Genomic DNA, 21,903 nt, shown 5'->3' on the forward strand with positions numbered 1-21,903 from the left:
CGTGCAGCGGGGAGCGGCCGGTCAGCCCTGGGAGGCCGCGGCCCGCACGGCGATCCGGTGCTCGCCCGCGTACACGTTCATGGAGGAGCCGCGCAGGAAGCCGACCAGCGTCAGGCCCGTCTCGGCGGCCAGGTCGACGGCGAGGGACGACGGCGCGGAGACGGCCGCGAGCACCGGAATGCCCGCCATCACCGCCTTCTGCGCCAGCTCGAAGGAGGCGCGTCCCGACACGAGGAGGACGGCACGCGACAGCGGCAGACGGCCGTCCTGCAGGGCACGCCCGACGAGCTTGTCGACCGCGTTGTGCCGGCCCACGTCCTCCCGTATGTCGAGGAGTTCGCCGTCCTCCGAGAAGAGCGCCGCCCCGTGCAGGCCCCCGGTCCGGTCGAAGACCCGCTGCGCCGCACGCAGCCGGTCGGGGAGGCACGCGAGCAGCTCGGTCCCGAGCCGGACCGGGGGAGTGCTGCCGCCGTCCGTGTCGTCGATCGCCCAGCGGGCCGTCGTACGGACGGCGTCCAGGCTCGCCTTGCCGCACAGGCCGCAGGACGAGGTGGTGTAGACGTTGCGTTCGAGGGTGATGTCGGGCAGGACGAGCCCAGGGGCGGTCTTCACGTCGACCACGTTGTACGTGTTCGATCCGTCCGCCGTCGCCCCGGCGCAGTAGACGATGGACTGCAGCTCGTCCGCCGAGCCGAGCACCCCCTCGCTCACGAGGAAGCCCGCGGCGAGCGCGAAGTCGTCACCCGGAGTGCGCATGGTGATCGCCAGCGGCTTGCCGTTGAGCCGGATCTCCAGCGGTTCCTCCGCGACCAGGGTGTCCGGCCGCTCGGTGACGGCCCCGTCCCTGATGCGGATGACGCGGCGGCGCTCCGTGACTCGTCCCATGTCGATCAGTCCCGGTTCTGTACGTGCTGGTAGCCGAAACGGCCCTTGATGCAGAGGTTGCCGTGGGTCACCGGATTGTCGTGCGGTGAGGTGACCTTCACGATGTCATTGTCCTGCACGTGCAGGGTCAGATTGCAGCCGACTCCGCAGTACGCGCATACCGTCGTCGTCTCGGTCTGCCGCTCCTCGTCCCAGGTCCCCGCGGCCCGCATGTCGAACTCGGACTTGAAGCTGAGGGCCCCGGTCGGGCAGACCTCGATGCAGTTCCCGCAGTACACGCATGCCGAGTCGGTCAGCGGCCCATCGTGCTCGACGGCGATCCGGGCGTCGAAGCCGCGGCCCACCACGGAGATGGCGAACGTGTTCTGCCACTGGTCACCGCAGGCGTCGACGCACTTGTAGCAGAGGATGCACTTGTCGTAGTCGCGTACATAGAGGTCGTTGTCGACCCTGGGCTCCTCGTTCATGCGGGCGGCGTCCGGGCCGAAGCGGTCGGGCTTGGCGTCGTACTCCTTGAGCCAGCCCGCGACCTTCGGCGTGGTCGACATGTCGACGGACGAGGCGAGCAGTTCGAGCACCACCTTCCGGCTGTGCCGGGTGCGCTCGGTGTCGGTGAGGACGGTCATGCCCGGCTCGGCCCTGCGCGAGCAGGCAGGGGCGAGGGTACGGGCGCCCTCGACCTCGACGACACACACCCGGCAGGCGTTCTTCGGGGTGAGCGTGTCGCCCTCGCAGAGGGTCGGTACGTCTTTGCCCGCGGCCCGGCAGGCGTCCAGGATGGTCGACCCTTCGGGCACTCTGGCGTCCTGCCCGTCCAGCGTGAACTCGACGAGACGGCGCGGGATTCCCAGCGGTACGGCGGTCACTTGTACGCCCCCAGGCGGTCGATGGCGGATTCCACGGCGTTCCACGCGGTCTGGCCGAGCCCGCAGATGGAGGCGTCCCGCATGGTCCGCCCCACCTCGCGCAGCAGGCCGATGTCCGCGGCGGCATCCGCCCCCGTCCGCTCGACGATGCGGTGCAGGGCCTCCTCCTGCCGGACGGTGCCGACCCGGCAGGGCACGCACTGCCCGCAGGACTCGTCGCGGAAGAACTCGGCGATGCGCAGCAGGACGCGGGGGAGCGGCACGGTGTCGTCCAGGGCGAGCACGACGCCCGAACCGAGCGTGGTTCCCGCCTCCCGCGTCCCCTCGAAGGTGAGCGGGATGTCCAGCTCGTCGGGCCGTACGAAGCCTCCGGCCGCGCCGCCCAGGAGGACCGCGCGGAGGTTGTCCGGCTTCCCGGAGAGGGCGAGGAGCTCGCCGAGGGTGGCGCCGAAGGGGAGTTCGTAGATGCCGGGGCGCTCGACGCTTCCGGAGACGCAGAAGAGCTTGGGCCCGGTGGATCTGGCGGTGCCGATGGCGGCGTACGCCTCCGCGCCCATGGTGAGGACGGGCAGCACATTGACGAGGGTCTCGACGTTGTTCTCGGCGGTGGGTCTGCCGAAGAGCCCCTTCTCGACGGGGAAGGGCGGCTTGGAGCGCGGCTCTCCTCGATACCCCTCGATGGAGTTGAAGAGGGCGGTCTCCTCACCGCAGATGTAGGCGCCCGCGCCGCGCCGGATCTCGATGTCGAAGGCGTACCCCTGCCCCAGGACGTCGTCCCCGAGCAGCCCGCGCGCGCGTGCCTGGGTGATGGCGTGGTTCAGCCGCTCCAGGGCGCGGGGGTACTCGCCGCGGAGATAGAGGTAGCCGAGGTGGGCGCCGGTCGCGTACCCGGCGATGGTCATCGCCTCGATGAGCGAGTACGGGTCGCCCTCCATGATCACCCGGTCCTTGAAGGTGCCGGGCTCGGATTCGTCGGCGTTGCAGACGAGGTAGTGGGGGTGATCGGGCTGCGAGGCGGTGGCCTGCCACTTCCTTCCCGTGGGGAAGGCGGCGCCGCCCCGGCCGACGAGGCCGGAGTCGGTGACTTCGCGGATGACGGCGGCGGGGCCGATGTCGAAGGCGGTGCGCAGGGCGGTGTAGCCGCCGTGGGCGCGGTAGTCGTCCAGGGAGGAGGGGTCCACCTTGCCGATCCTGCTGAGGAGCAGGAGGCCGTTCTGTCCTGCTTGGGGGACGGCTAGGGCCGCGGGAGGCTCTGCGGGGGCGGATTCGGGGGAGAGGGCGGCCTGGGTGAGGGTGTCGGGTGTGGCGGGGGCGAGGGTCGCGGTGACGTAGGTGTTTTCCCCGACCCCGCCCCCGCTCCTCAAACGCCGGACGGGCTGAGAATCAGCCCGTCCGGCGTTTGAGGACGAGCCGTTCAGGCGATCAGCGGTCACCTCAGGCCCCCGCGTCAGCGGGTTTTCGGGAAGGGGCGGGGTTGGGGAAAGAAGCGCCGCAGGCGCACCGGCCCGCACCACCAGCGCAGCCGGAGCCCGCTCGCAGAGACCCAGGCAGGGACTGGCCTCGACAGCAACCCCCGACTCCGGACCCAACCGTGCCCCCACGGCCCCGCACAGCTCGGCCCCACCCCCACACGCCAGATCCGTACACACCCGAACCACCGTCGCGGGCCGCGGACGCACCGAGAACATCGAGTAGAACGTGGCCACCCCGTACCCCTCCGCCGGCGGCACCATCAGCCGCCGGCAGAGGTAGTCGAGGCCCCCTTCGCTCACCCACCCCACGCGGTCGTTGAGCGCGTGCAACCCCGGCAACAGCTCATCCCGCCGCTCCCGAGCCGCACGGCCTCCCCTGGCCCATCGCAGATCCGCGTCGCTGCGGTCGTCGGCCCCCTCCCAGGCGGACTCCGGCGGCCCGAGCACCGCGTCGACGGCCGCCCGCTCCTCGTCCGTCGGCTTGCTGTCACCGAAGTGCAGATCCATACGTCACCTCACGTCGCCGACATGGTCAGCTTGTCGATTCGTATCGCCGATGCCTTGAACTCCGCCGTGCCCGCGATCGGGCAGTTGGCCTCGATCGTGAGCTGGTTGGTGTCGACCTCGTCGGGAAAGTGCATCGTCATGAAGGCGAGACCGGGGCGGAGCCCTGGGTCCACCCACACGGGCGCCGTCACCGCGCCGCGCCGCGACGACACCCGGACCTGCTCGCCGACCACGACCCCGTACCGCTCGGCGTCCTCCGGACACAGCTCGACGTACTCACCGCGCCGCAGCGGCGAGGCGAAACTCCCGCTCTGCACCCCGGTGTTGTAGGAGTCGAGCCGCCGCCCCGTCGTCAGCCGGATCGGATAGGAGTCGTCCGTGAGGTCGACCGGCGGGTCGTGCGCGACGAGCCCGAAGGGCGCGAGCGTGCCGCGCCGCTCGGGGTCCGCGTCCCACAACCTGCCGTGCAGGTACGTCGGTTCGACCCGGTCCTCCGAAGGACAGGGCCACTGGATGCCCTGCAGGGACTCGAGGCGGTCGTACGTCATGCCGAAGTGGTCAGGCGACACCGACCGCAACTCGTCCCAGACGGCCTGCGCGTCCGCGTACTTCCAGTCGTGGCCCATCCGTTCGGCCAGATCGCAGAGGATGTCGATGTCCTCGCGCGCCTCACCGGGCGGCCGCAGCGCCTTGCGCACCCGCTGCACGCGCCGCTCGCTGTTGGTCGTCGTGCCGTCGGTCTCCGCCCAGGCGGCGGTCGCCGGGAGCACCACATCGGCCAGCTCCGCGGTCTTCGTGAGGAAGATGTCCTGGACGACGAAGAAGTCCAGGGCCCGCATCCGGCGCATCGCCTGCTCGCTGTCCGCCTCCGACTGCGCGGGGTTCTCGCCGATGCAGTAGACGGCCTTGAGTTCGCCCTCCTCCATCGCCTCGAACATCTCCGTCAGGTTCAGTCCGTAGCGCGGCTCGATGACCGTGTCCCAGGCCGTCTCGAACTTCAGTCGCGACTGCGGGTCGAGGATGTCCTGGAAGCCGGGCAGGCGGTTGGGGATCGCGCCCATGTCGCCGCCGCCCTGCACGTTGTTCTGGCCGCGCAGCGGCTGCAGGCCCGAGCCGTAGCGCCCCACGTGCCCGGTCAGGAGCGAGAGGTTGATCAGCGCGCGGACGTTGTCCGTGCCGTTGTGGTGCTCGGTGATGCCGAGCGTCCAGCACAGCTGCGCCCGCTCGGCGCGTGCGTAGACGTGCGCCAACTCCCTTATGGCGGCGGCCGGTACGCCCGTCACCTTCTCGGCGAGCGAGAGCGTCCACGGCTCGACCAGGGCCGCGTAGTCGTCGAAGCCGGACGTGGCGCGCTCGATGAACGCCCGGTTGGCCAGGCCCGCGTGGATGATCTCGCGGCCGATCGCGTGCGCCATCGGGATGTCCGTGCCGACGTTCAGGCCGAGCCAGCTCTCCGCCCACTCGGCGGTCTTGGTGCGGCGCGGGTCGACGGCGTACATGCGGGCGCCGTTCCTGATCCCCTTCAGGACGTGCTGGAAGAAGATCGGGTGCGCGAAGCGGGCGTTGGAGCCCCACATCACGATCAGGTCGGTGTGCTCCACCTCCTCGTAGGACGAGGTGCCGCCGCCCGAACCGAAGGCGGCGGAGAGGCCCGCCACGCTCGGTGCGTGGCAGGTGCGGTTGCAGGAGTCGACGTTGTTCGTGCCCATCACCACGCGGGCGAACTTCTGTGCCACGTAGTTCATTTCGTTGGTCGCGCGGGCGCAGGAGAACATCCCGAACGCGCCGCGTGCGGCCTGCAGGCCCGCCGCCGTCCGGGTCAGGGCTTCCTCCCAGGTGGCCCGGCGCAGCGGCTCGTCGCGCGAGTCGCGTACGAGGGGGTGGGTGAGCCGGGCGTACGTCTTGGGCACCCGGTCCCGTTTCTTGCTCATGCCGCGCTCCTTTCGTTCTCGCTCATGCCGCGCTCCTCATGCGGTCGGCCAGCAGATCCGAGATGGCGTGGACGGTACGGAGCGTCGGCACCGGGACCCCGGTGATCTCCGCGAGCTCCACGACGGCCGCGAGCAGCACGTCGAGTTCCAGCGGTTTGCCGCGCTCCAGGTCCTGGAGTGTGGAGGTGCGGTGGTCACCCACCCGCTCGGCGCCCGCGAGGCGCCGCTCGACGGAGATGTCGGGGCGGCAGCCGAGGGCCGCGGCGACGGCGAGCGTCTCGTTCATCATGATCTCGATAACGCGGCGTGTGCCGCCGTGCAGGCACATCTCGCGCATCGTGGCGCGGGCGAGCGCGCTGATCGGGTTGAAGGAGATGTTGCCGAGCAGCTTGATCCAGATGTCGCCGCGCAGTTCCGGCTCGACCGGGCACTTCAGGCCGCCCGCCTGCATCGTCTCGCTGAAGGCGAGACAGCGCTCGGAGCGCGAGCGGTCCGGCTCCCCGATGGAGAACCGGGTGCCTTCCAGGTGCCGGACGACTCCCGGCCCCTCCAGCTCGGTTGCCGCGTAGACGACGCATCCGATGGCCCGCGAGGGCGCGATCACCGCACTGACCGCGCCTTCGGGGTCCACGCTCGTGACGCGGTGGCCGTCGTGCGGGCCGCCGTGCCGGTGGAAGTACCACCAGGGGATGCCGTTCTGGGCGGCGACCACCGCCGTCCGCTCGTGCAGGAGCGGCTCGATCAGCGGCCCGCACGCCGCGTACGAGTTGGCCTTCAGGCCCAGGAAGACGAAGTCGACGGGGCCGATGTCGGCCGGGTCGTCGGTGGCGTGGGCCCGCGCGGTGAAGTCGCCGCGCGGGCTGAGGACACGTACTCCGTGCTGCCTCATGGCCGCCAAGTGCGGTCCACGGGCTACGAGATGGACGTCGGCACCCGCGCGGTGCAGCGCGGCTCCGACGTAGGCGCCGATCGCACCGGCGCCGAGGACTGCGACTTTCACGGTGGCGCGCTCCGTTCGGTTGAGGGATCCGAAGAAGGCTCAGGATCGACATCGCATGCCCGTGACGGACGACATCGCATGCCATGACTGTCGATGGAATATTGTCTACAGTATGGAAGTTGGCCCAGCAAGGGGTCGCGCGGCAGATTGCATACCGTCGACGGAATCGCGTCCGCCTCTTCCCAACTCCCCTCCTGCCTTCCTACTGTTCGGGATCATGAGGCCCCCCGTCGCACCTCCGGGATGGAGCCGCTGGCTCGTACCGCCCGCCGCCCTGTCCGTCCACCTCTCCATCGGCCAGGCCTACGCCTGGAGCGTCTTCAAGCCCCCGCTGGAATCAGCGCTCCACCTCAGCGGCACGCAGAGCGCGCTCCCCTTCCAGCTCGGCATCGTGATGCTGGGCCTCTCGGCGGCCTTCGGCGGCACGCTCGTGGAGCGCAACGGACCGCGCTGGGCGATGACGGTCGCGCTCGTCTGCTTCTCGTCCGGCTTCCTGATCGCCGCACTCGGCGCCGCGATCAGCCAGTACTGGCTGATCGTCTTCGGCTACGGATTCGTCGGTGGCATCGGCCTCGGCATCGGCTACATCTCGCCCGTGTCGACACTGATCAAGTGGTTCCCCGACCGGCCCGGCATGGCGACCGGCATCGCGATCATGGGATTCGGCGGCGGCGCGCTCATCGCGTCGCCGTGGTCGGCGCAGATGCTGGAATCCTTCGGCGCGGACTCCGACGGCATCGCGCTCGCTTTCCTCGTGCACGGCCTCACGTACGCCGCCTTCATGTCGCTCGGCGTGCTCCTCGTGCGGGTGCCGCGTACGGAAGGGGCGCGGGCGCCCGGTGCTCCCGGTGTCCTCGACGGGCCACAGGTGTCCGCGCGGGCCGCCGTGCGCACGCCCCAGTTCTGGTGCCTGTGGCTCGTGCTCTGCATGAACGTGACCGCGGGCATCGGCATCCTGGAGAAGGCCGCGCCGATGATCACCGACTTCTTCTCGGACACCTCGACGCCGGTCTCGGCCGCCGCGGCCGCGGGCTTCGTGGCCCTGCTCTCCGCCGCGAACATGGCCGGACGCATCGGCTGGTCGTCGACGTCCGACCTGATCGGCCGCAAGAACGTCTACCGCGTCTACCTGGGCGTCGGCGCCCTGATGTATCTGCTGATCGTCCTGTTCGGGGACAGCTCGAAACCGCTCTTCATCGTCTGCGCCCTGGTGATCCTCTCCTTCTACGGAGGCGGCTTCGCGACCATCCCCGCGTACCTGAAGGATCTCTTCGGCACCTACCAGGTCGGAGCCATCCACGGCCGGCTCCTCACCGCCTGGTCCACGGCGGGCGTCCTCGGGCCGCTGATCGTGAACTGGGTCGCCGACCGCCAGGAAGAGGCGGGCAAGCACGGGGCGGGGCTCTACGGCCTCTCCCTCACGATCATGATCGGGCTCCTTGTCGTCGGCTTCGTGGCGAACGAGTTCGTCCGGCCCGTCCATGCCCGCCACCACATCCCCGCCCCGAGGGAGGCCGCCCATGACGGCACCGACCAGCACGCCGCCAAGTAGCCCGCCGCGCCGCCGCGCCCTGATCGTCGGCGCATGGCTCTGGGTGGGGCTTCCGCTCGCATATGGGCTGTATGAACTCGTACACAAGGCCACTCAGCTCTTCACCGGGTGACCCGATGATGAGAAGTGTCCAAAGCCCACGCCCGATTCCTGTCGCTTTACGTGTCCTGTTACTGGTGAGTCGCTGACCAGACTGGACGGTCCCGCATCTCCGGCAACAAGGGGGACCCGTTCATGCACGGCTCACGCATCGCCGCCGTCGGCCACTACCAGCCCGCCAAGATCCTCACCAACGAGGATCTGGCGGGCATGGTCGACACCAGCGACGAGTGGATCCGCTCCCGCGTGGGCATCCGCACCCGCCACATCGCGGGACCCGAGGAGCCGGTCGACGAGCTGGCCGCGCACGCCGGGGCCAAGGCGGTCGCCGCCGCGGGCCTCGCGCCCGACGCCATCGACCTGGTCCTGGTCGCCACCTCCACCGCGATCGACCGCTCGCCGAACATGGCGGCACGGGTGGCGGCGCGGCTCGGCATCCCCTCCCCGGCCGCCATGGACGTGAACGTGGTCTGCGCGGGCTTCACGCACGCGCTCGCCACCGCCGACCACGCCGTGCGGGCCGGAGCCGCCACGCGTGCGCTCGTGATCGGCGCGGACAAGATGTCCGAGGTGGCCGACTGGACGGACCGCACCACGTGCGTCCTGGTCGGGGACGGCGCGGGCGCTGCCGTCGTCGAGGCGTGCGCTCCCGGCGAGGAGCCCGGCATCGGCCCCGTGCTCTGGGGCTCGGTGCCCGAGATGGGCAACGCCGTCCGCATCGAGGGCACGCCCCCGCGGTTCGCGCAGGAGGGCCAGAGCGTCTACCGCTGGGCGACGACGCAGCTGCCGCCGCTCGCCCGCAAGGCCTGCGAGAAGGTCGGTCTCACGCCGGCCGATCTGGCGGCGGTCGTCCTGCACCAGGCCAACCTGCGCATCATCGAGCCGCTCGCCGAGCGGATCGGCGCGGTCAACGCGGTCGTCGCGCGCGACGTCGTGAACTCGGGCAACACCTCGGCGGGCAGCATCCCGCTCGCCCTGTCCAAGCTGGTGGAGCGCGGCGAGATCGTGCACGGCGATCCGGTGCTGCTCTTCGGCTTCGGCGGGAACCTGTCGTACGCGGGCCAGGTCATCCACTGCCCCTAGCGCGCCGGATCGCCGCTGTCGAGCTGTGTGACCGGGTCAACTCCCCCTGGTGCTGGTCATTGTGCTCAGTAGACTGTAGACAAAAGGCAATCGTCGAGGAGGGGACCGCGATGTTGTCCACAGGACTGCCGCAGGGGGCGGTGCCCAAGCTGGAACGCCCCGGTCCGCTCCGGGAGCGGGTCTACGAGGCACTGCTCGAACTCATCACGACCCGCGCGCTCCAGCCGGGCCAGCACCTGGTGGAGAGCGAACTGGCCGGGCATCTGGGGGTGTCGCGACAGCCGGTGCGCGAGGCGCTCCAGCGGCTCAACACCGAGGGCTGGGTCGATCTGCGACCCGCACAGGGCGCGTTCGTGCACGAGCCCACCGAGGAGGAGGCGGACCAGCTGCTCACGGTCCGTACGCTCCTGGAGGCGGAGGCCGCCCGGCTCGCCGCGGCCAACACGGGCACCGCCGGGATCACCGCCCTCGAAGAGCTGTGCGCCAAGGGCGAGAAGGCCGTCGCGGACGGCGAGGTGGACCTGGTGGTGGCCACGAACGCGGCCTTCCACGCCAAGGTGATGGAGCTCGCGGGCAATGTCGTCCTCGCCGAGCTCGCCGGGCAGGTGGACCGCCGCGTGCGCTGGTACTACACGCCCGTGGCCCGCCAGCGCGGCAAGCAGTCCTGGATCGAGCACCGCAGGCTGATCGCGGCGATCGCCGAGCGCGACGAGCGCGGGGCGACGGAGATCATGCGCGCACACACGGAGCACACGCGCGAGACGTACCACCGTCGCGAGCGCGACGTCTGACGCGTCAGCCCCTCCGGTCGAGGGCCGCCCGCGCCCCGCGTGGTCTGCGCGTGGGCGGTTCGACCACCTCTGAGGTCATGCGTGGGACACGTCTGTCCGCCTCTTTGTCCTGTGACTGGAGAAAGTCATGGGTAATTCGTGCGCAACTTCTTCCCACTCCCGGCAGGCGCTGCTACGTTCCCCTCGAAAGCCCGACGCGACGGCGAAAATCCGCCGCGGCGGACCGAGTTGGACGACATGAGTTGCCCACTGAGGCGGGGAGGGGCGCGTGAGACGTATGACGGCTCGACCCGCCAATGCGCACCAGGCGCGACTGCTGCGGCTGCTGCGGGACGGAGGGCCCAACTCCCGTGCCCAGCTGGGCGATCAGGTCGACCTCTCGCGGTCGAAGCTGGCCGTCGAGGTGGACCGGCTCCTGGAGACCGGACTCGTGGTCGCCGACGGACTCGCCGCCTCGCGCGGCGGCCGCCGCTCCCACAACATCCGCCTGGCTCCCGCCCTCCGCTTCCTCGGCGTGGACATCGGCGCGACCTCGGTCGACGTAGCGGTGACCAATGCCGAGCTGGAGGTCCTCGGTCACATCAACCAGCCCATGGACGTGCGCGAAGGTCCCGTCGCGGTCTTCGAGCAAGTCCTCGCCATGGCGGCCAAGTTGAAGGCCTCCGGACTCGCGGAAGGGTTCGACGGCGCCGGGATCGGCGTCCCGGGGCCCGTCCGCTTCCCCGAAGGTGTCCCGGTCGCCCCGCCGATCATGCCGGGCTGGGACGGCTTCCCCGTACGGGAGGCCATCAGCCAGGACCTGGGCTGCCCCGTCATGGTCGACAACGACGTGAACCTGATGGCGATGGGGGAGCAGCACGCGGGCGTCGCACGCTCCGTGGGCGACTTCCTCTGCGTCAAGATCGGTACGGGCATCGGCTGCGGGATCGTCGTCGGCGGTGAGGTCTACCGAGGGGTGACCGGCAGCGCGGGCGACATCGGCCACATCCAGGTCGAACCGGACGGGCGGCCCTGCGCCTGCGGCAACAAGGGCTGCCTTGAGGCGTACTTCAGCGGCGCGGCACTGGCCCGCGACGCGGAGGACGCCGTCGGCCAGGGGCTCTCCCAGGAGCTCGCGACCCGCCTGGAAGCCGCCGGGAAGCTCAGCGCCGTCGACGTCTCCGCGGCAGCCGCCGCCGGTGACGCCACCGCACTCGACCTCATCCGCGCGGGCGGCAACCGCACGGGACAGGTCATCGCGGGCCTCGTCAGCTTCTTCAACCCGGGCCTCGTGGTGATCGGCGGCGGTGTGACAGGCCTCGGCCATACACTGCTCGCCGCCATCCGTACCCAGGTCTACCGCCAGTCGCTGCCCCTGGCGACGGGCAACCTCCCCATCGTCCTGGGCGAGTTGGGGCCGACCGCCGGAGTCATCGGCGGCGCCCGGCTCATCAGCGACCACCTGTTCTCACCGGCCTGATCCGTACGCACCACCCGTACCACCTGTACGACCCGTACGACGCCCGGCACCACACCTCACCCAGTACAGCGCGCTGCCTCGCCCTGCTCCGAAACAGGCTCCGCCCCCACGAAGGGGCCACCTCCCTACCCCGCCCTGCCCTGTAACCGGCCGCACCCGCCTAGGGGAACCTGCCATGGCACCAGAACCACCCCTGCTCACCATGTCCGGCATCACCAAGTCGTTCCCCGGCGTCCGGGCTCTCGACGGCGTCGACCTCCAGGTCCAGGCCGGCGAAGTGCACTGCCTCCTCGGCCAGAACGGCGCCGGGAAGTCCACGCTCATCAAGGTCCTCGCCGGGGCGCACCAGCCCGACGGCGGCGAGATCGCCTGGCGCGGCGAGCGCGCCACGCTCAAGTCGCCCATCGCCGCCATGCGCCTGGGCATCGCCACCATCTACCAGGAGCTCGACCTGGTGGAGCACCTGTCCGTCGCCGAGAACGTCCACCTCGGGCATGAGCCGACCGCGGCCGGGTTCGTCGTGAGGAGCCGGGAGGCGAAGGCCTCAACCGCCGCTCTGCTCAAGCGACTTGGGCACGCCGAGATCGACCCGGGAACACTCGTCGGTGAACTCTCCGCCGCCCAGCAGCAGATCGTGTCGATGGCCCGCGCGCTCTCCCACGAAGTGCGCCTCATCGTCATGGACGAGCCGTCGGCCGCCCTCGACCCGGACGAGGTCGACAACCTCTTCCGCATCGTCGGCGATCTCACGGCGGACGGCGTCGCCGTCGTCTACATCTCCCACCGCCTCGAAGAGATCCGCCGCATCGGCGACCGCGTCACCGTCCTCAAGGACGGCCGGGCGGTCGCGGGCGGACTCCCCGCGAAGGAGACCCCGACCCGCGAGGTCGTCGCCATGATGACGGGCCGCAACGTCGAGTACGTCTTCCCGGACCGGCCCGCCGAACCACCCGTCGCGGAACCGGTGTTGAAGGTCGCCGGCCTCTCCCGCGCCGGCGAGTTCGAACCCCTCGACCTCGAACTGCGCCCCGGCGAGATCGTCGGCCTCGCCGGACTCGTCGGCTCCGGGCGCTCCGAGATCCTGGAGACCATCTATGGAGCACGCAAGGCGACCACCGGCCACGTCACCCTCGGCGGGCAGGTGCTGAAGCCCGGCAGCGTGCGAGCCGCCGTTCGCGCGGGGGTCGGTCTGGCCCCCGAGGAGCGCAAGGCGCAGGCCCTGCTGATGCTGGAGTCCGTCACGAACAACGTCTCGGTCTCCTCCATGTCCCGCTTCTCGCGCGGCGGTTGGCTCGACCGGGGCGCCGCGAGGAAGGCCGCGCAGACCGCGACCCGCGAGCTCTCCCTGCGCCCCGACAACCCCTCGGCGCCCGTGCGCACGCTCTCCGGCGGCAACCAGCAGAAGGCCGTCCTGGCCCGCTGGCTGCTCCGCGGCTGCCGCGTCCTGCTGCTCGACGAGCCGACCCGCGGCGTGGACGTCGGCGCCCGCGCCGAGCTGTACGCCGTGATCCGCCGCCTCGCCGACGACGGCCTCGCCGTCCTGCTGGTCTCCAGTGAAGTGCCCGAAGTCCTCGGCCTCGCCGACCGTGTCCTGGTCCTGCGCGAGGGGCGCGTCGTCCATACGGCGCCCGCCCGTGACCTCGACGAACACCGCGTACTCGACCTCGTACTCGAAGGGAGCCCGGCGTCATGACGCAGCCCGCATCGCCGCCACGGCCCGCCACATCGAAGAGTGGCCCCGCGGACGGCGCAAGCCCGTTGCGGACGCTCACCGCACATGCCGACCTGCGGACGCTGTCCCTGCTCGGTGTGCTCGCCGTCCTGGTCCTGATCGGCGGCATCACCCAGCCCGACTCGTTCCTCGACACCGACAACGTCCAGCTGATCCTGACCCAGGCGTCCGTCATCGGCGTCGTCACGGTCGGCATGACCTTCGTGATCATCTCCGGCGGCATCGACCTGTCGGTCGGTGCGATCGTCGCGCTCGCCTCCGTGTGGGCGACGACGGTCGCCACCCAGGAGTACGGCGTCGCGGGCATCCTGTTCACCGCGGTGATCGTCGGCATGGCCTGCGGCCTCGTCAACGGAATGCTCATCGCGTACGGCGGGATGGTGCCGTTCATCGCGACGCTCGCGATGCTCGCGTCGGGCCGGGGCCTCGCGCTGGAGATCACCGACGGCAAGACCCAAATGGTCACCGTGGACGGGGTGTTGAAGCTCGGCGAGCGCGACTCCTACATCCTCGGCATCCCGCCGCTCGTGCTCGTCTTCGCGGCCGTCACCGTCGTCGGCTGGCTGCTCCTGAACCGCACCACCTTCGGACGGCGCTCGGTCTCCGTCGGCGGCAACGCCGAAGCGGCGCGGCTCGCAGGCATCGACGTACGCAGGCAGCGTCTCTACCTCTACCTGCTCTCCGGGCTCTGCTGCGGCATCGCGGCCTTCATGCTGATCATCCTCTCCGGGTCGGGCCAGAACACCAACGGCAACCTCTACGAGCTCGACGCCATCGCCGCCGCGATCATCGGCGGCACCCTGCTCAGCGGAGGCCGGGGCACGATCATCGGCTCCGTGCTCGGCGTACTGATCTTCATCACGATCCAGAACATCTTCGCGCTCAACAACCTGGAGACCGCCGTCCAGCAGATCGCCAAGGGGGCGATCATCGTCGCCGCGGTGCTCGTCCAGCGACGTACGTCCTCCCACACCTGACCCGAAGACCCGCTGACCCGCAGACCCGAAGGGTTCACCGCCATGCCAGACACATCCCCATTCGCGAGCCGCAGAGGACTGCTCTTCGGAGCCGCCGCCCTGTCGACCGGCGCCCTCATCACGGGGTGCACCAGCAACGAGCCCAAGGACGAGGGCTCGGACGACAAGAGCCAGCAGGTCGCCGACGACAAGCCCGGCAAGAAGGTCACCATCGGCTTCGCGGGTCCGCAGGCCGACCACGGCTGGCTCAACGCGATCAACGACAACGCCAAGGAGCGGGCGAAGAAGTACTCGGACGTCACGCTGGAGTCCACCGAGGGCTCGAACGACACCGCCGCCCAGATCGGCCAGGTCGAGACGCTGATCAACAAGAAGGTCGACGTCCTGGTGATCCTGCCGGCCGACGGCAAGGCGCTCACCCAGGTCGGCCTGAAGGCCATGAAGGCGGGCATCCCCGTCGTCAATCTCGACCGCGTCTTCGCCTCGCCGCAGGCCTACCGCTGCTGGATCGGCGGCGACAACTACGGCATGGGCCTGAGCGCCGGCCACTACATCGGCGAGAAGCTCAAGGGCAAGAAGAACGCCAAGGTCGTCGAGCTGGCGGGCCTGGACAACCTGGAGCTCACCAAGCAGCGCTCGAAGGGCTTCGACGACGCCCTGAAGAACTACTCGAACATCGAGAAGGTCGCCCGGCAGGCCGCCGAGTTCACCGTCGAGTCGGGGCAGCAGAAGATGTCCCAGCTCCTTCAGGCGCAGAAGAACTTCGACGCCCTGTGGAACCACGACGACGACCAGGGCGTGGGCGCCCTGCGCGCCATCAAGCAGGCGGGCCGCGACGACTTCCTGATGGTCGGCGGCGCGGGCGCGCTCTCCGCCATGCAGGCCATCGAGTCCGACGACAGCGTCCTCAAGGCCACCGTGCTCTACCCGCCGTCGATGGCCGCTTCGGCGATCGACCTGGCGCGTGCGCTCGGCCAGAGCAAGGGCGTCAGCGGGATGGCCGAGTTCGAGATCCCGGCCTTCATCACGCTCTACTCGGCCGTGGTCGACAAGGAAAACATCAGCAAGTACATGTCCACCGGCTTCAAGTGATGCGCGCGTCCGCACCCCCCACCGAGCGTTTACGAGGAGGAGTACCGCATGCGTGAGACGGAACACGAGGCTGAGACCGGTAAGCGGCCGTTGGGGGTGGGCATGGTCGGATACGCCTTCATGGGCGCCGCCCACTCCCAGGGCTGGCGCACCGTCGGACGCGTCTTCGATCTGCCGCTGCGGCCGGTCCTCTCGGCGGTCTGCGGACGCGACGGCACCGCCGTGCGCGCCGCGGCGGACCGCCTAGGGTGGGCCGCGGCGGAGACCGACTGGCGTGCACTCGTGGCCCGTGACGATGTCGACATCATCGACATCTGCACCCCCGGTGACAGCCACGCGGAGATCGCGATCGCCGCGCTCGACGCCGGCAAGCACGTGCTGTGCGAGAAGCCGCTCGCCAACACCGTCGAGGAGGCCGAGGCGATGGCCGAGGCCGCCGAACGGGCACGGGCGCGGGGGCAGGTGGCGATGGTCGGCTTCAACTACCGCCGCGTTCCCGCCCTCGCGCTTGCCCGGCAGATGGTCGCCGACGGCAGGCTCGGCACGCTGCGGCACGTCCGGCTCACCTACCTCCAGGACTGGCTGGTCGACCCCGGATTCCCGCTGACGTGGCGGCTGCGCAAGGACCGCGCGGGTTCGGGCGCGCTCGGCGACCTGGGGGCGCACATCGTGGACCTCGCGCAGTTCCTGGTGGGGGAGCCGGTGGCGGGCGTCTCGGCGCTGACCGAGACGTTCGTGCGGGAGCGGCCGCTGCTCGACGGGGCGTCGAGCGGGCTCACGGGCGAGGGGAGCGCCGCGACCGGCCAGGTGACGGTGGACGACGCGGCGGTCTTCACCGGCCGCTTCCCGTCGGGCGCCCTCGCCTCGTTCGAGGCGACCCGTTTCGCGGCGGGCCGCAAGAACGCCCTGCGGCTCGAACTCAACGGCTCGGACGGCTCGTTGGCCTTCGACCTGGAGCGGCTGAACGAGCTCTCCTTCCACGACCACACGGAGCCCGCCACGTCATCGGGCTTCCGCCGCATCCTGGTCACCGAGCCGGGCCATCCGTATCTGGAGGCCTGGTGGCCGCCGGGTCACGGCCTCGGCTACGAGCACACGTTCGTGCACCAGGCCCGCGACCTGCTGCACGCCATCGCCACGGGCGAGCAGCCCGAACCGTCCTTCGCCGCGGGCCTCTCGGTGCAGCGGGTGCTCTCCGCGGTGGAGGAGAGCGCGGCGAAGAACTCGGTCTACACGCTCGTGGCCGCCACCCCCGTCACGGTCTGAGGAGGACTGTTCATGCCCCGCGACTTCACGCTCTTCACCGGCCAGTGGGCCGACCTGCCTCTTGAGGAGGTCTGCCGCCTCGCCCGCGACTTCGGCTACGACGGTCTCGAACTCGCCTGCTGGGGCGACCACTTCGAGGTCGACAAGGCGCTGAACGACCGTTCCTACCTGGACTCGCGCCGCCAGCTCCTCGACAAGTACGGCCTCAAGTGCTGGGCCATCTCCAACCACCTGGTCGGGCAGGCCGTCTGTGACGCGATCATCGACGAGCGGCATCAGGCGATCCTGCCCGCCCGTATCTGGGGCGACGGCGACGCGGAGGGCGTACGGCAGCGGGCCGCCCGCGAGATCGAGGACACGGCACGCGCGGCGGCGGCCTTCGGCGTCGACACGGTCGTCGGCTTCACGGGCTCGGCGATCTGGCATCTGGTGGCGATGTTCCCGCCCGTGCCGGAGACGATGATCGAGCGCGGCTACGACGACTTCGCCGAGCGCTGGAACCCGATCCTGGACGTCTTCGACGTACAGGGCGTGCGCTTCGCGCACGAGGTGCACCCCTCCGAGATCGCGTACGACTACTGGACGACGCACCGCGCCCTTGAGGCGGTCGGCCACCGCCCCGCCTTCGGCCTGAACTTCGACCCCTCGCACTTCGTGTGGCAGGACCTGGACCCGGTCGGATTCCTCTACGACTTCCGGGACCGGATCTACCACGTCGACTGCAAGGAGGCCAGGCGCCGCCTCGACGGCCGCAACGGCCGCCTCGGCTCGCACCTCCCGTGGGGCGATCCGCGGCGCGGCTGGGACTTCGTTTCGGCGGGCCACGGGGACGTCCCCTGGGAGGACGTGTTCCGGATGCTGAGCTCGATCTCGTACGCGGGCCCGATCTCGGTGGAGTGGGAGGACGCGGGGATGGACCGCCTCCAGGGGGCTCCTGAGGCGCTCAAGCGCCTGAAGGCGTTCGACTTCGAGCCGCCGACGGCGTCCTTCGACGCGGCGTTCGGCGGGAACTGACCTCTGCCGACGGGCCCTCGGACGGAAGGCCCTTGCCCGGAGTCACTTTGTCCTGCCCAAGGAAAAAGCTGAACTCTGTTGCTGTGCAAGGGCTTTCCGTCCAAGACAAACGTGGCTACCGTCCCTGATGTGTACAGGACATGAATCTCCCGGGGTGACGGCGCACCCCGGCGCCCGGCGCCACCGCACCACACCCGCGTACGACCGTCCCCCTTCCGGAGGAACCCCCGTGCACAGGAAACGCCTGAGACTCCGCAAGACCCTCGCGCTCTTCACCGGCACCCTGCTGGCCGGTGCCACGCTCACCCTCGCCGTCCCCACCGCGAACGCCGCCGACCCGGAGGCCGTCCGCGCCGCCCAGGCCCAGGCGGACAAGGCGGCAGGCGGCAAGGCCGCCGCGGCCGAGGACTTCCAGCAAGTGACGCTCGCCAAGGGCGAGACCGAGACGGGCGAGCCGATGACACTCGCCGTCCTGCCCGACCGCTCGGTCCTGCACACCTCCCGCGACGGCACGCTGCGGCTCACCGACGCCGCGGGCAACACCAAGATCGCGGGCAAGATACCGGTCTACTCGCACGACGAAGAGGGCCTCCAAGGCGTGGGCCTCGACCCGAAGTTCAGCGAGAACCGCGCGATCTACCTCTACTACGCACCCCCGCTCGACACCCCGGCGGGCGACGCCCCCGAGACCGGCACGGCCGATGACTTCAAGAAGTTCGACGGCGTCAACCGCCTCTCCCGCTTCGTCCTGAAGACCGACGGCACCCTGGACAACGCCAGCGAGAAGAAGGTCCTCGACGTCCCCGCGAGCCGCGGCATCTGCTGCCACGTCGGCGGCGACATCGACTTCGACAAGGACGGCAACCTCTACCTCTCGACGGGCGACGACTCCAACCCCTTCGCCTCGGACGGCTTCTCGCCGCTCGACGAGCGCGCGGACCGCAACCCCGCCTTCGACGCCCGCCGCAGCGCCGGCAACAGCAACGACCTGCGCGGCAAGATCCTGCGCATCAAGGTCGCCGACGACGGCACGTACACCGTCCCGGACGGCAACCTCTTCGCGCCGGGCACCGAGAAGACCAAGCCCGAGATCTACGCGATGGGCTTCCGCAACCCCTTCCGCATGAGCGTCGACAAGCCCACCGGCACGGTGTACGTCGGTGACTACGGACCCGACGCGGGCGCGGCCGACCCCAAGCGCGGCCCCGCAGGACAGGTCGAGTTCGCCCGTGTGACCAAGCCGGGCAACTTCGGCTGGCCGTACTGCACCGGCAAGAACGACGCCTACATCGACTACGACTTCGCCACGCAGACCTCCGGCGCCGCCTTCGACTGCGCGGCTCCCAAGAACACTTCCGTGCACAACACCGGCATCACCGACCTGCCGGCCGCGCAGGAAGCCTGGATTCCCTACGACGGCGGATCCGTCCCCGAGTTCGGTTCCGGCTCCGAGTCCCCGATGGGCGGCCCCGTCTACCGCTACGACGCGGCCAACACCTCCCCGGTGAAGTTCCCGGAGGCCTACGACGGCGACTTCTTCGCCGGTGAGTTCGGACGCCGCTGGATCAAGCGCATCGAGCAGGGCGAGGACGGCACGGTCTCGAAGATCAACCCGTTCCCCTGGACCGGCACGCAGATCATGGACATGGAGTTCGGCCCCGACGGCGCGCTGTACGTCCTCGACTACGGCACCGCCTGGTTCGGCGGCGACGAGAACTCCGGTCTCTTCCGCATCGAGAACGCCACCGACGGGCACTCCCCGGTCGTCGAGGCGAGCGCCTCCGTGACCAGCGGCCAGGCCCCGCTCAAGACCAAGTTCACCGCGAAGGCCACGGACGCCGACGGCGGCACGCTGACCTACGCCTGGGACTTCGGCGACGGCGGCAAGTCGACCCAGCAGAACCCCTCGTACACGTACAAGAAGAACGGCGTCTACACCGCGACCGTGACCGTCAAGGACTCCACCGGGCGCACCGGATCGGCCAGCGCGCACGTCACCGTCGGCAACACCGCGCCCAAGGTGACCCTGGAACTCCCGGGTGACGGGCAGCTGTTCACCTTCGGCGACAAGATCCCCTTCAAGGTCAAGGTGACCGACAAGGAAGACGGCCCGATCGACTGCACCAAGGTCAAGGTCACCCACATCCTCGGCCACGACAGCCACGGCCACCCGGTGACATCGGCCAACGGCTGCGAGGGCACCCTCCAGACGTCGGCGGACGGCGAGCACGACCCGAACGCCAACATCTTCGGGGTCTTCGACGCCGAGTACACCGACAAGGGCGCCAACGGCCAGCCCGCGCTGACCACCCACGACCAGAACGTCGTCCAGCCCAAGCACCGCCAGGGGGAGCACTTCGACGCCTCCAAGGGCGTCGCCGTGAAGAACCACACCCCGGCGCACGGCGGCAAGACGGTCGGCGACATCAACAACGGCGACTGGATCTCCTTCAAGCCCTACATCCTCGGCAACGCCACCAAGCTGACCGCGCGCGTCGCGTCGGACGGCGCCGGCGGCACGCTGGAGGTCCGCAGCGGCTCGGCCAAGGGCAAGCTCCTGGGCAGGGCCACGGTCAAGCCGACCGGCGGCGCGGAGACGTACGCCGACGTGAGCACCGCCATCAGCAAGGCGCCGAAGACGACGACCACGCTCTTCTTCGTCTTCAAGGGCAAGGGCACAGGAGCCCTGTACGAGGTCGACGACTTCACCTTCACCACGAGCTGAGGAAGGGGTCACCATGCGCGCATCCGCACGGATCGCCACCGCGACAGCAGCGGCCGCTCTGCTCATCGGCTGCGTATCGGGCCCCGCGGCCTCGAAACCGGACGGCAAGCACGAGGGCGAGAAGGTCCTGGTCTTCTCCAAGACCGCGGGCTTCCGCCACGACTCCATCCCTGAGGGCATCGCGGCCGTCAAGGAGCTCGGCGCGGCGAACGGCTTCGCCGTCGACGCCACCGAGGACGCCGGGGCCTTCACGGCCAAGAACCTCGCGCGCTACGACGCCGTGGTCTGGCTCTCGACGACGGGCGACGTCCTCAACGCCGCCCAGCAGAGCGCCTTCGAGGGCTACATCAAGAAGGGCGGCGGGTACGTGGGCGTGCACGCCGCCGCCGACACCGAGTACGACTGGCCCTTCTACGGAGGGCTCGCGGGCGCGTACTTCCAGTCGCACCCCGCGATCCAGCCCGCGAAGGTGCGGGTCGAGGACCACGGGCACCCGTCCACGGCGCATCTGCCGGGGATCTGGGACCGGACCGACGAGTGGTACAACTACCGCTCCAACCCCCGGGACCGCGCCCACGTCCTCGCCTCGCTCGACGAGTCGTCCTACACGGGCGGCTCGATGGCGGGCGACCATCCCATCGCCTGGTGCCAGGAGTACAAGGGCGGCCGCTCCTTCTACACGGGCAGCGGCCACACCAAGGAATCGTTCGCCGATCCCGCCTACCGCACGCATCTGCTCGGCGGGATCCGCTGGGCGAGTGGCGCGACGCAGGCCGACTGCCGTCCGGAGAAGGGCTACACCCCCGTCTTCGACGGCACGGCCAAGTCGCTCGAAGCCTGGAAGCAGGCGGGACCCGGCTCGTTCGAGCTGAACGAGCAGGACGGGACCCTGAAGACCGTCGGCGGCATGGGCATGCTCTGGTACGGGGCGAAGGAGCTCGGCTCCTACTCCCTCAAGCTGGACTGGCGCATGGACGGCGACGACAACTCGGGGATCTTCGTGGGCTTCCCGGCCTCCGACGACCCCTGGTCGGCCGTGAACAACGGCTATGAGATCCAGATCGACGCCACCGACGTCCCGGAGAAGACCACCGGCTCCGTCTACGGCTTCAAGTCCGCCGACCTGAAGCAGCGCGACAAGGCGCTGAACCCACCGGGTGAGTGGAACACCTACGAACTCCGGGTCGAGGGCGAACGCCTTCGGATCTATCTCAACGGAGTCAAGATCAACGACTTTACCAACACGGATCCCGCGCGGAGCCTGAAGGACGGTCACATCGGCATCCAGAACCACGGTGCCGACGACCAGGTCTCCTTCCGCGACATCCGGGTGAAGGACCTGCCGGCCCGCACCGGATCCGGCGTGGGCCGCTAGACGGCGGCGGGCGGAGGACGCCGGACCTCCGCCCGCCGTCTTTTCTTCCGTCAGCCGTCTCTCTTCCCCCGTCTTTC

General features: G+C 70.0%; 17 protein-coding genes. 12 read left to right on the forward strand and 5 right to left on the reverse strand.

From position 1 onward, the window contains the following. Positions 1 to 21: 21 nt before the first annotated feature. From fdhD to AC07AG_RS08540, 5 genes are read right to left on the reverse strand one after another with little or no spacing between them, the layout of a single operon-like run. The gene (fdhD, locus tag AC07AG_RS08520; protein ID WP_478753157.1) at positions 22 to 885 is read right to left on the reverse strand and encodes a formate dehydrogenase accessory sulfurtransferase FdhD; all 864 of its coding nucleotides are present in this window, start codon (positions 883 to 885) and stop codon (positions 22 to 24) included. A gap of 5 nt (positions 886 to 890) precedes the next feature. After that, complete coding sequence (locus AC07AG_RS08525; RefSeq protein WP_478753159.1) at positions 891 to 1,751, reverse strand: 2Fe-2S iron-sulfur cluster-binding protein; 861 nt, start codon at positions 1,749 to 1,751, stop codon at positions 891 to 893. Next, complete coding sequence (locus AC07AG_RS08530; protein ID WP_478753160.1) at positions 1,748 to 3,730, reverse strand: NADH-ubiquinone oxidoreductase-F iron-sulfur binding region domain-containing protein; 1,983 nt, start codon at positions 3,728 to 3,730, stop codon at positions 1,748 to 1,750. The genes AC07AG_RS08525 and AC07AG_RS08530 overlap by 4 nt, the downstream gene beginning before the upstream one ends. 8 nt (positions 3,731 to 3,738) lie before the next feature. Beyond that, the gene (locus AC07AG_RS08535) at positions 3,739 to 5,661 is read right to left on the reverse strand and encodes a molybdopterin oxidoreductase family protein (protein ID WP_478753162.1); all 1,923 of its coding nucleotides are present in this window, start codon (positions 5,659 to 5,661) and stop codon (positions 3,739 to 3,741) included. A 22-nt stretch (positions 5,662 to 5,683) separates the two neighbouring features. Continuing rightward, positions 5,684 to 6,661, reverse strand: coding sequence for a 2-dehydropantoate 2-reductase (locus tag AC07AG_RS08540; RefSeq protein ID WP_478753164.1), 978 nt, complete (start codon positions 6,659 to 6,661; stop codon positions 5,684 to 5,686). A 217-nt stretch (positions 6,662 to 6,878) separates the two neighbouring features. Here AC07AG_RS08540 and AC07AG_RS08545 point away from each other — a divergent pair, with 217 nt between their 5' ends. The 12 genes from AC07AG_RS08545 to AC07AG_RS08600 all read left to right on the forward strand — a co-directional run bounded on the left by AC07AG_RS08545 (position 6,879) and on the right by AC07AG_RS08600 (position 21,826). Next, positions 6,879 to 8,213 carry an OFA family MFS transporter gene (locus AC07AG_RS08545; protein WP_478753166.1) on the forward strand — a complete coding sequence of 445 codons (1,335 nt, stop codon included), beginning with the start codon at positions 6,879 to 6,881 and terminating at the stop codon, positions 8,211 to 8,213. Continuing rightward, on the forward strand, positions 8,182 to 8,325 hold the full coding sequence (locus AC07AG_RS08550) for an MFS transporter small subunit (RefSeq protein WP_425575030.1): 144 nt from the start codon (positions 8,182 to 8,184) through the stop codon (positions 8,323 to 8,325). Before AC07AG_RS08545 ends, AC07AG_RS08550 begins: the two co-directional genes overlap by 32 nt. 122 nt (positions 8,326 to 8,447) lie before the next feature. Next, positions 8,448 to 9,395, forward strand: coding sequence for a beta-ketoacyl-ACP synthase III (locus tag AC07AG_RS08555; RefSeq protein ID WP_478753168.1), 948 nt, complete (start codon positions 8,448 to 8,450; stop codon positions 9,393 to 9,395). 110 nt (positions 9,396 to 9,505) lie between these two features. After that, positions 9,506 to 10,186: a GntR family transcriptional regulator gene (locus AC07AG_RS08560; protein ID WP_478753170.1), complete on the forward strand. Its 681-nt coding sequence runs from the start codon at positions 9,506 to 9,508 to the stop codon at positions 10,184 to 10,186. 277 nt (positions 10,187 to 10,463) lie between these two features. Further along, positions 10,464 to 11,645 carry an ROK family transcriptional regulator gene (locus AC07AG_RS08565; protein ID WP_249586653.1) on the forward strand — a complete coding sequence of 394 codons (1,182 nt, stop codon included), beginning with the start codon at positions 10,464 to 10,466 and terminating at the stop codon, positions 11,643 to 11,645. 175 nt (positions 11,646 to 11,820) lie between these two features. Next, a complete protein-coding gene (locus tag AC07AG_RS08570; RefSeq protein WP_478753172.1) occupies positions 11,821 to 13,338 on the forward strand; it encodes a sugar ABC transporter ATP-binding protein in 1,518 nt (505 codons plus the stop codon). Beyond that, the gene (locus AC07AG_RS08575) at positions 13,335 to 14,354 is read left to right on the forward strand and encodes an ABC transporter permease (protein WP_478753173.1); all 1,020 of its coding nucleotides are present in this window, start codon (positions 13,335 to 13,337) and stop codon (positions 14,352 to 14,354) included. Before AC07AG_RS08570 ends, AC07AG_RS08575 begins: the two co-directional genes overlap by 4 nt. Before the next feature lie 42 nt (positions 14,355 to 14,396). Further along, positions 14,397 to 15,446, forward strand: a complete 1,050-nt coding sequence (locus tag AC07AG_RS08580; protein WP_478753175.1) for a substrate-binding domain-containing protein — start codon at positions 14,397 to 14,399, stop codon at positions 15,444 to 15,446. A 48-nt stretch (positions 15,447 to 15,494) separates the two neighbouring features. Next, positions 15,495 to 16,712, forward strand: coding sequence for a Gfo/Idh/MocA family protein (locus AC07AG_RS08585; RefSeq protein WP_478753177.1), 1,218 nt, complete (start codon positions 15,495 to 15,497; stop codon positions 16,710 to 16,712). A 12-nt stretch (positions 16,713 to 16,724) separates the two neighbouring features. After that, positions 16,725 to 17,726: a sugar phosphate isomerase/epimerase family protein gene (locus AC07AG_RS08590; protein ID WP_478753179.1), complete on the forward strand. Its 1,002-nt coding sequence runs from the start codon at positions 16,725 to 16,727 to the stop codon at positions 17,724 to 17,726. A gap of 229 nt (positions 17,727 to 17,955) precedes the next feature. Beyond that, positions 17,956 to 20,451 carry a PQQ-dependent sugar dehydrogenase gene (locus AC07AG_RS08595; protein ID WP_478753181.1) on the forward strand — a complete coding sequence of 832 codons (2,496 nt, stop codon included), beginning with the start codon at positions 17,956 to 17,958 and terminating at the stop codon, positions 20,449 to 20,451. Between the two features lie 13 nt (positions 20,452 to 20,464). After that, on the forward strand, positions 20,465 to 21,826 hold the full coding sequence (locus AC07AG_RS08600; RefSeq protein ID WP_478753183.1) for a ThuA domain-containing protein: 1,362 nt from the start codon (positions 20,465 to 20,467) through the stop codon (positions 21,824 to 21,826). The last annotated feature ends 77 nt before the right edge of the window (positions 21,827 to 21,903 follow it).

This window comes from Streptomyces sp. NPDC044044, assembly GCF_056434405.1.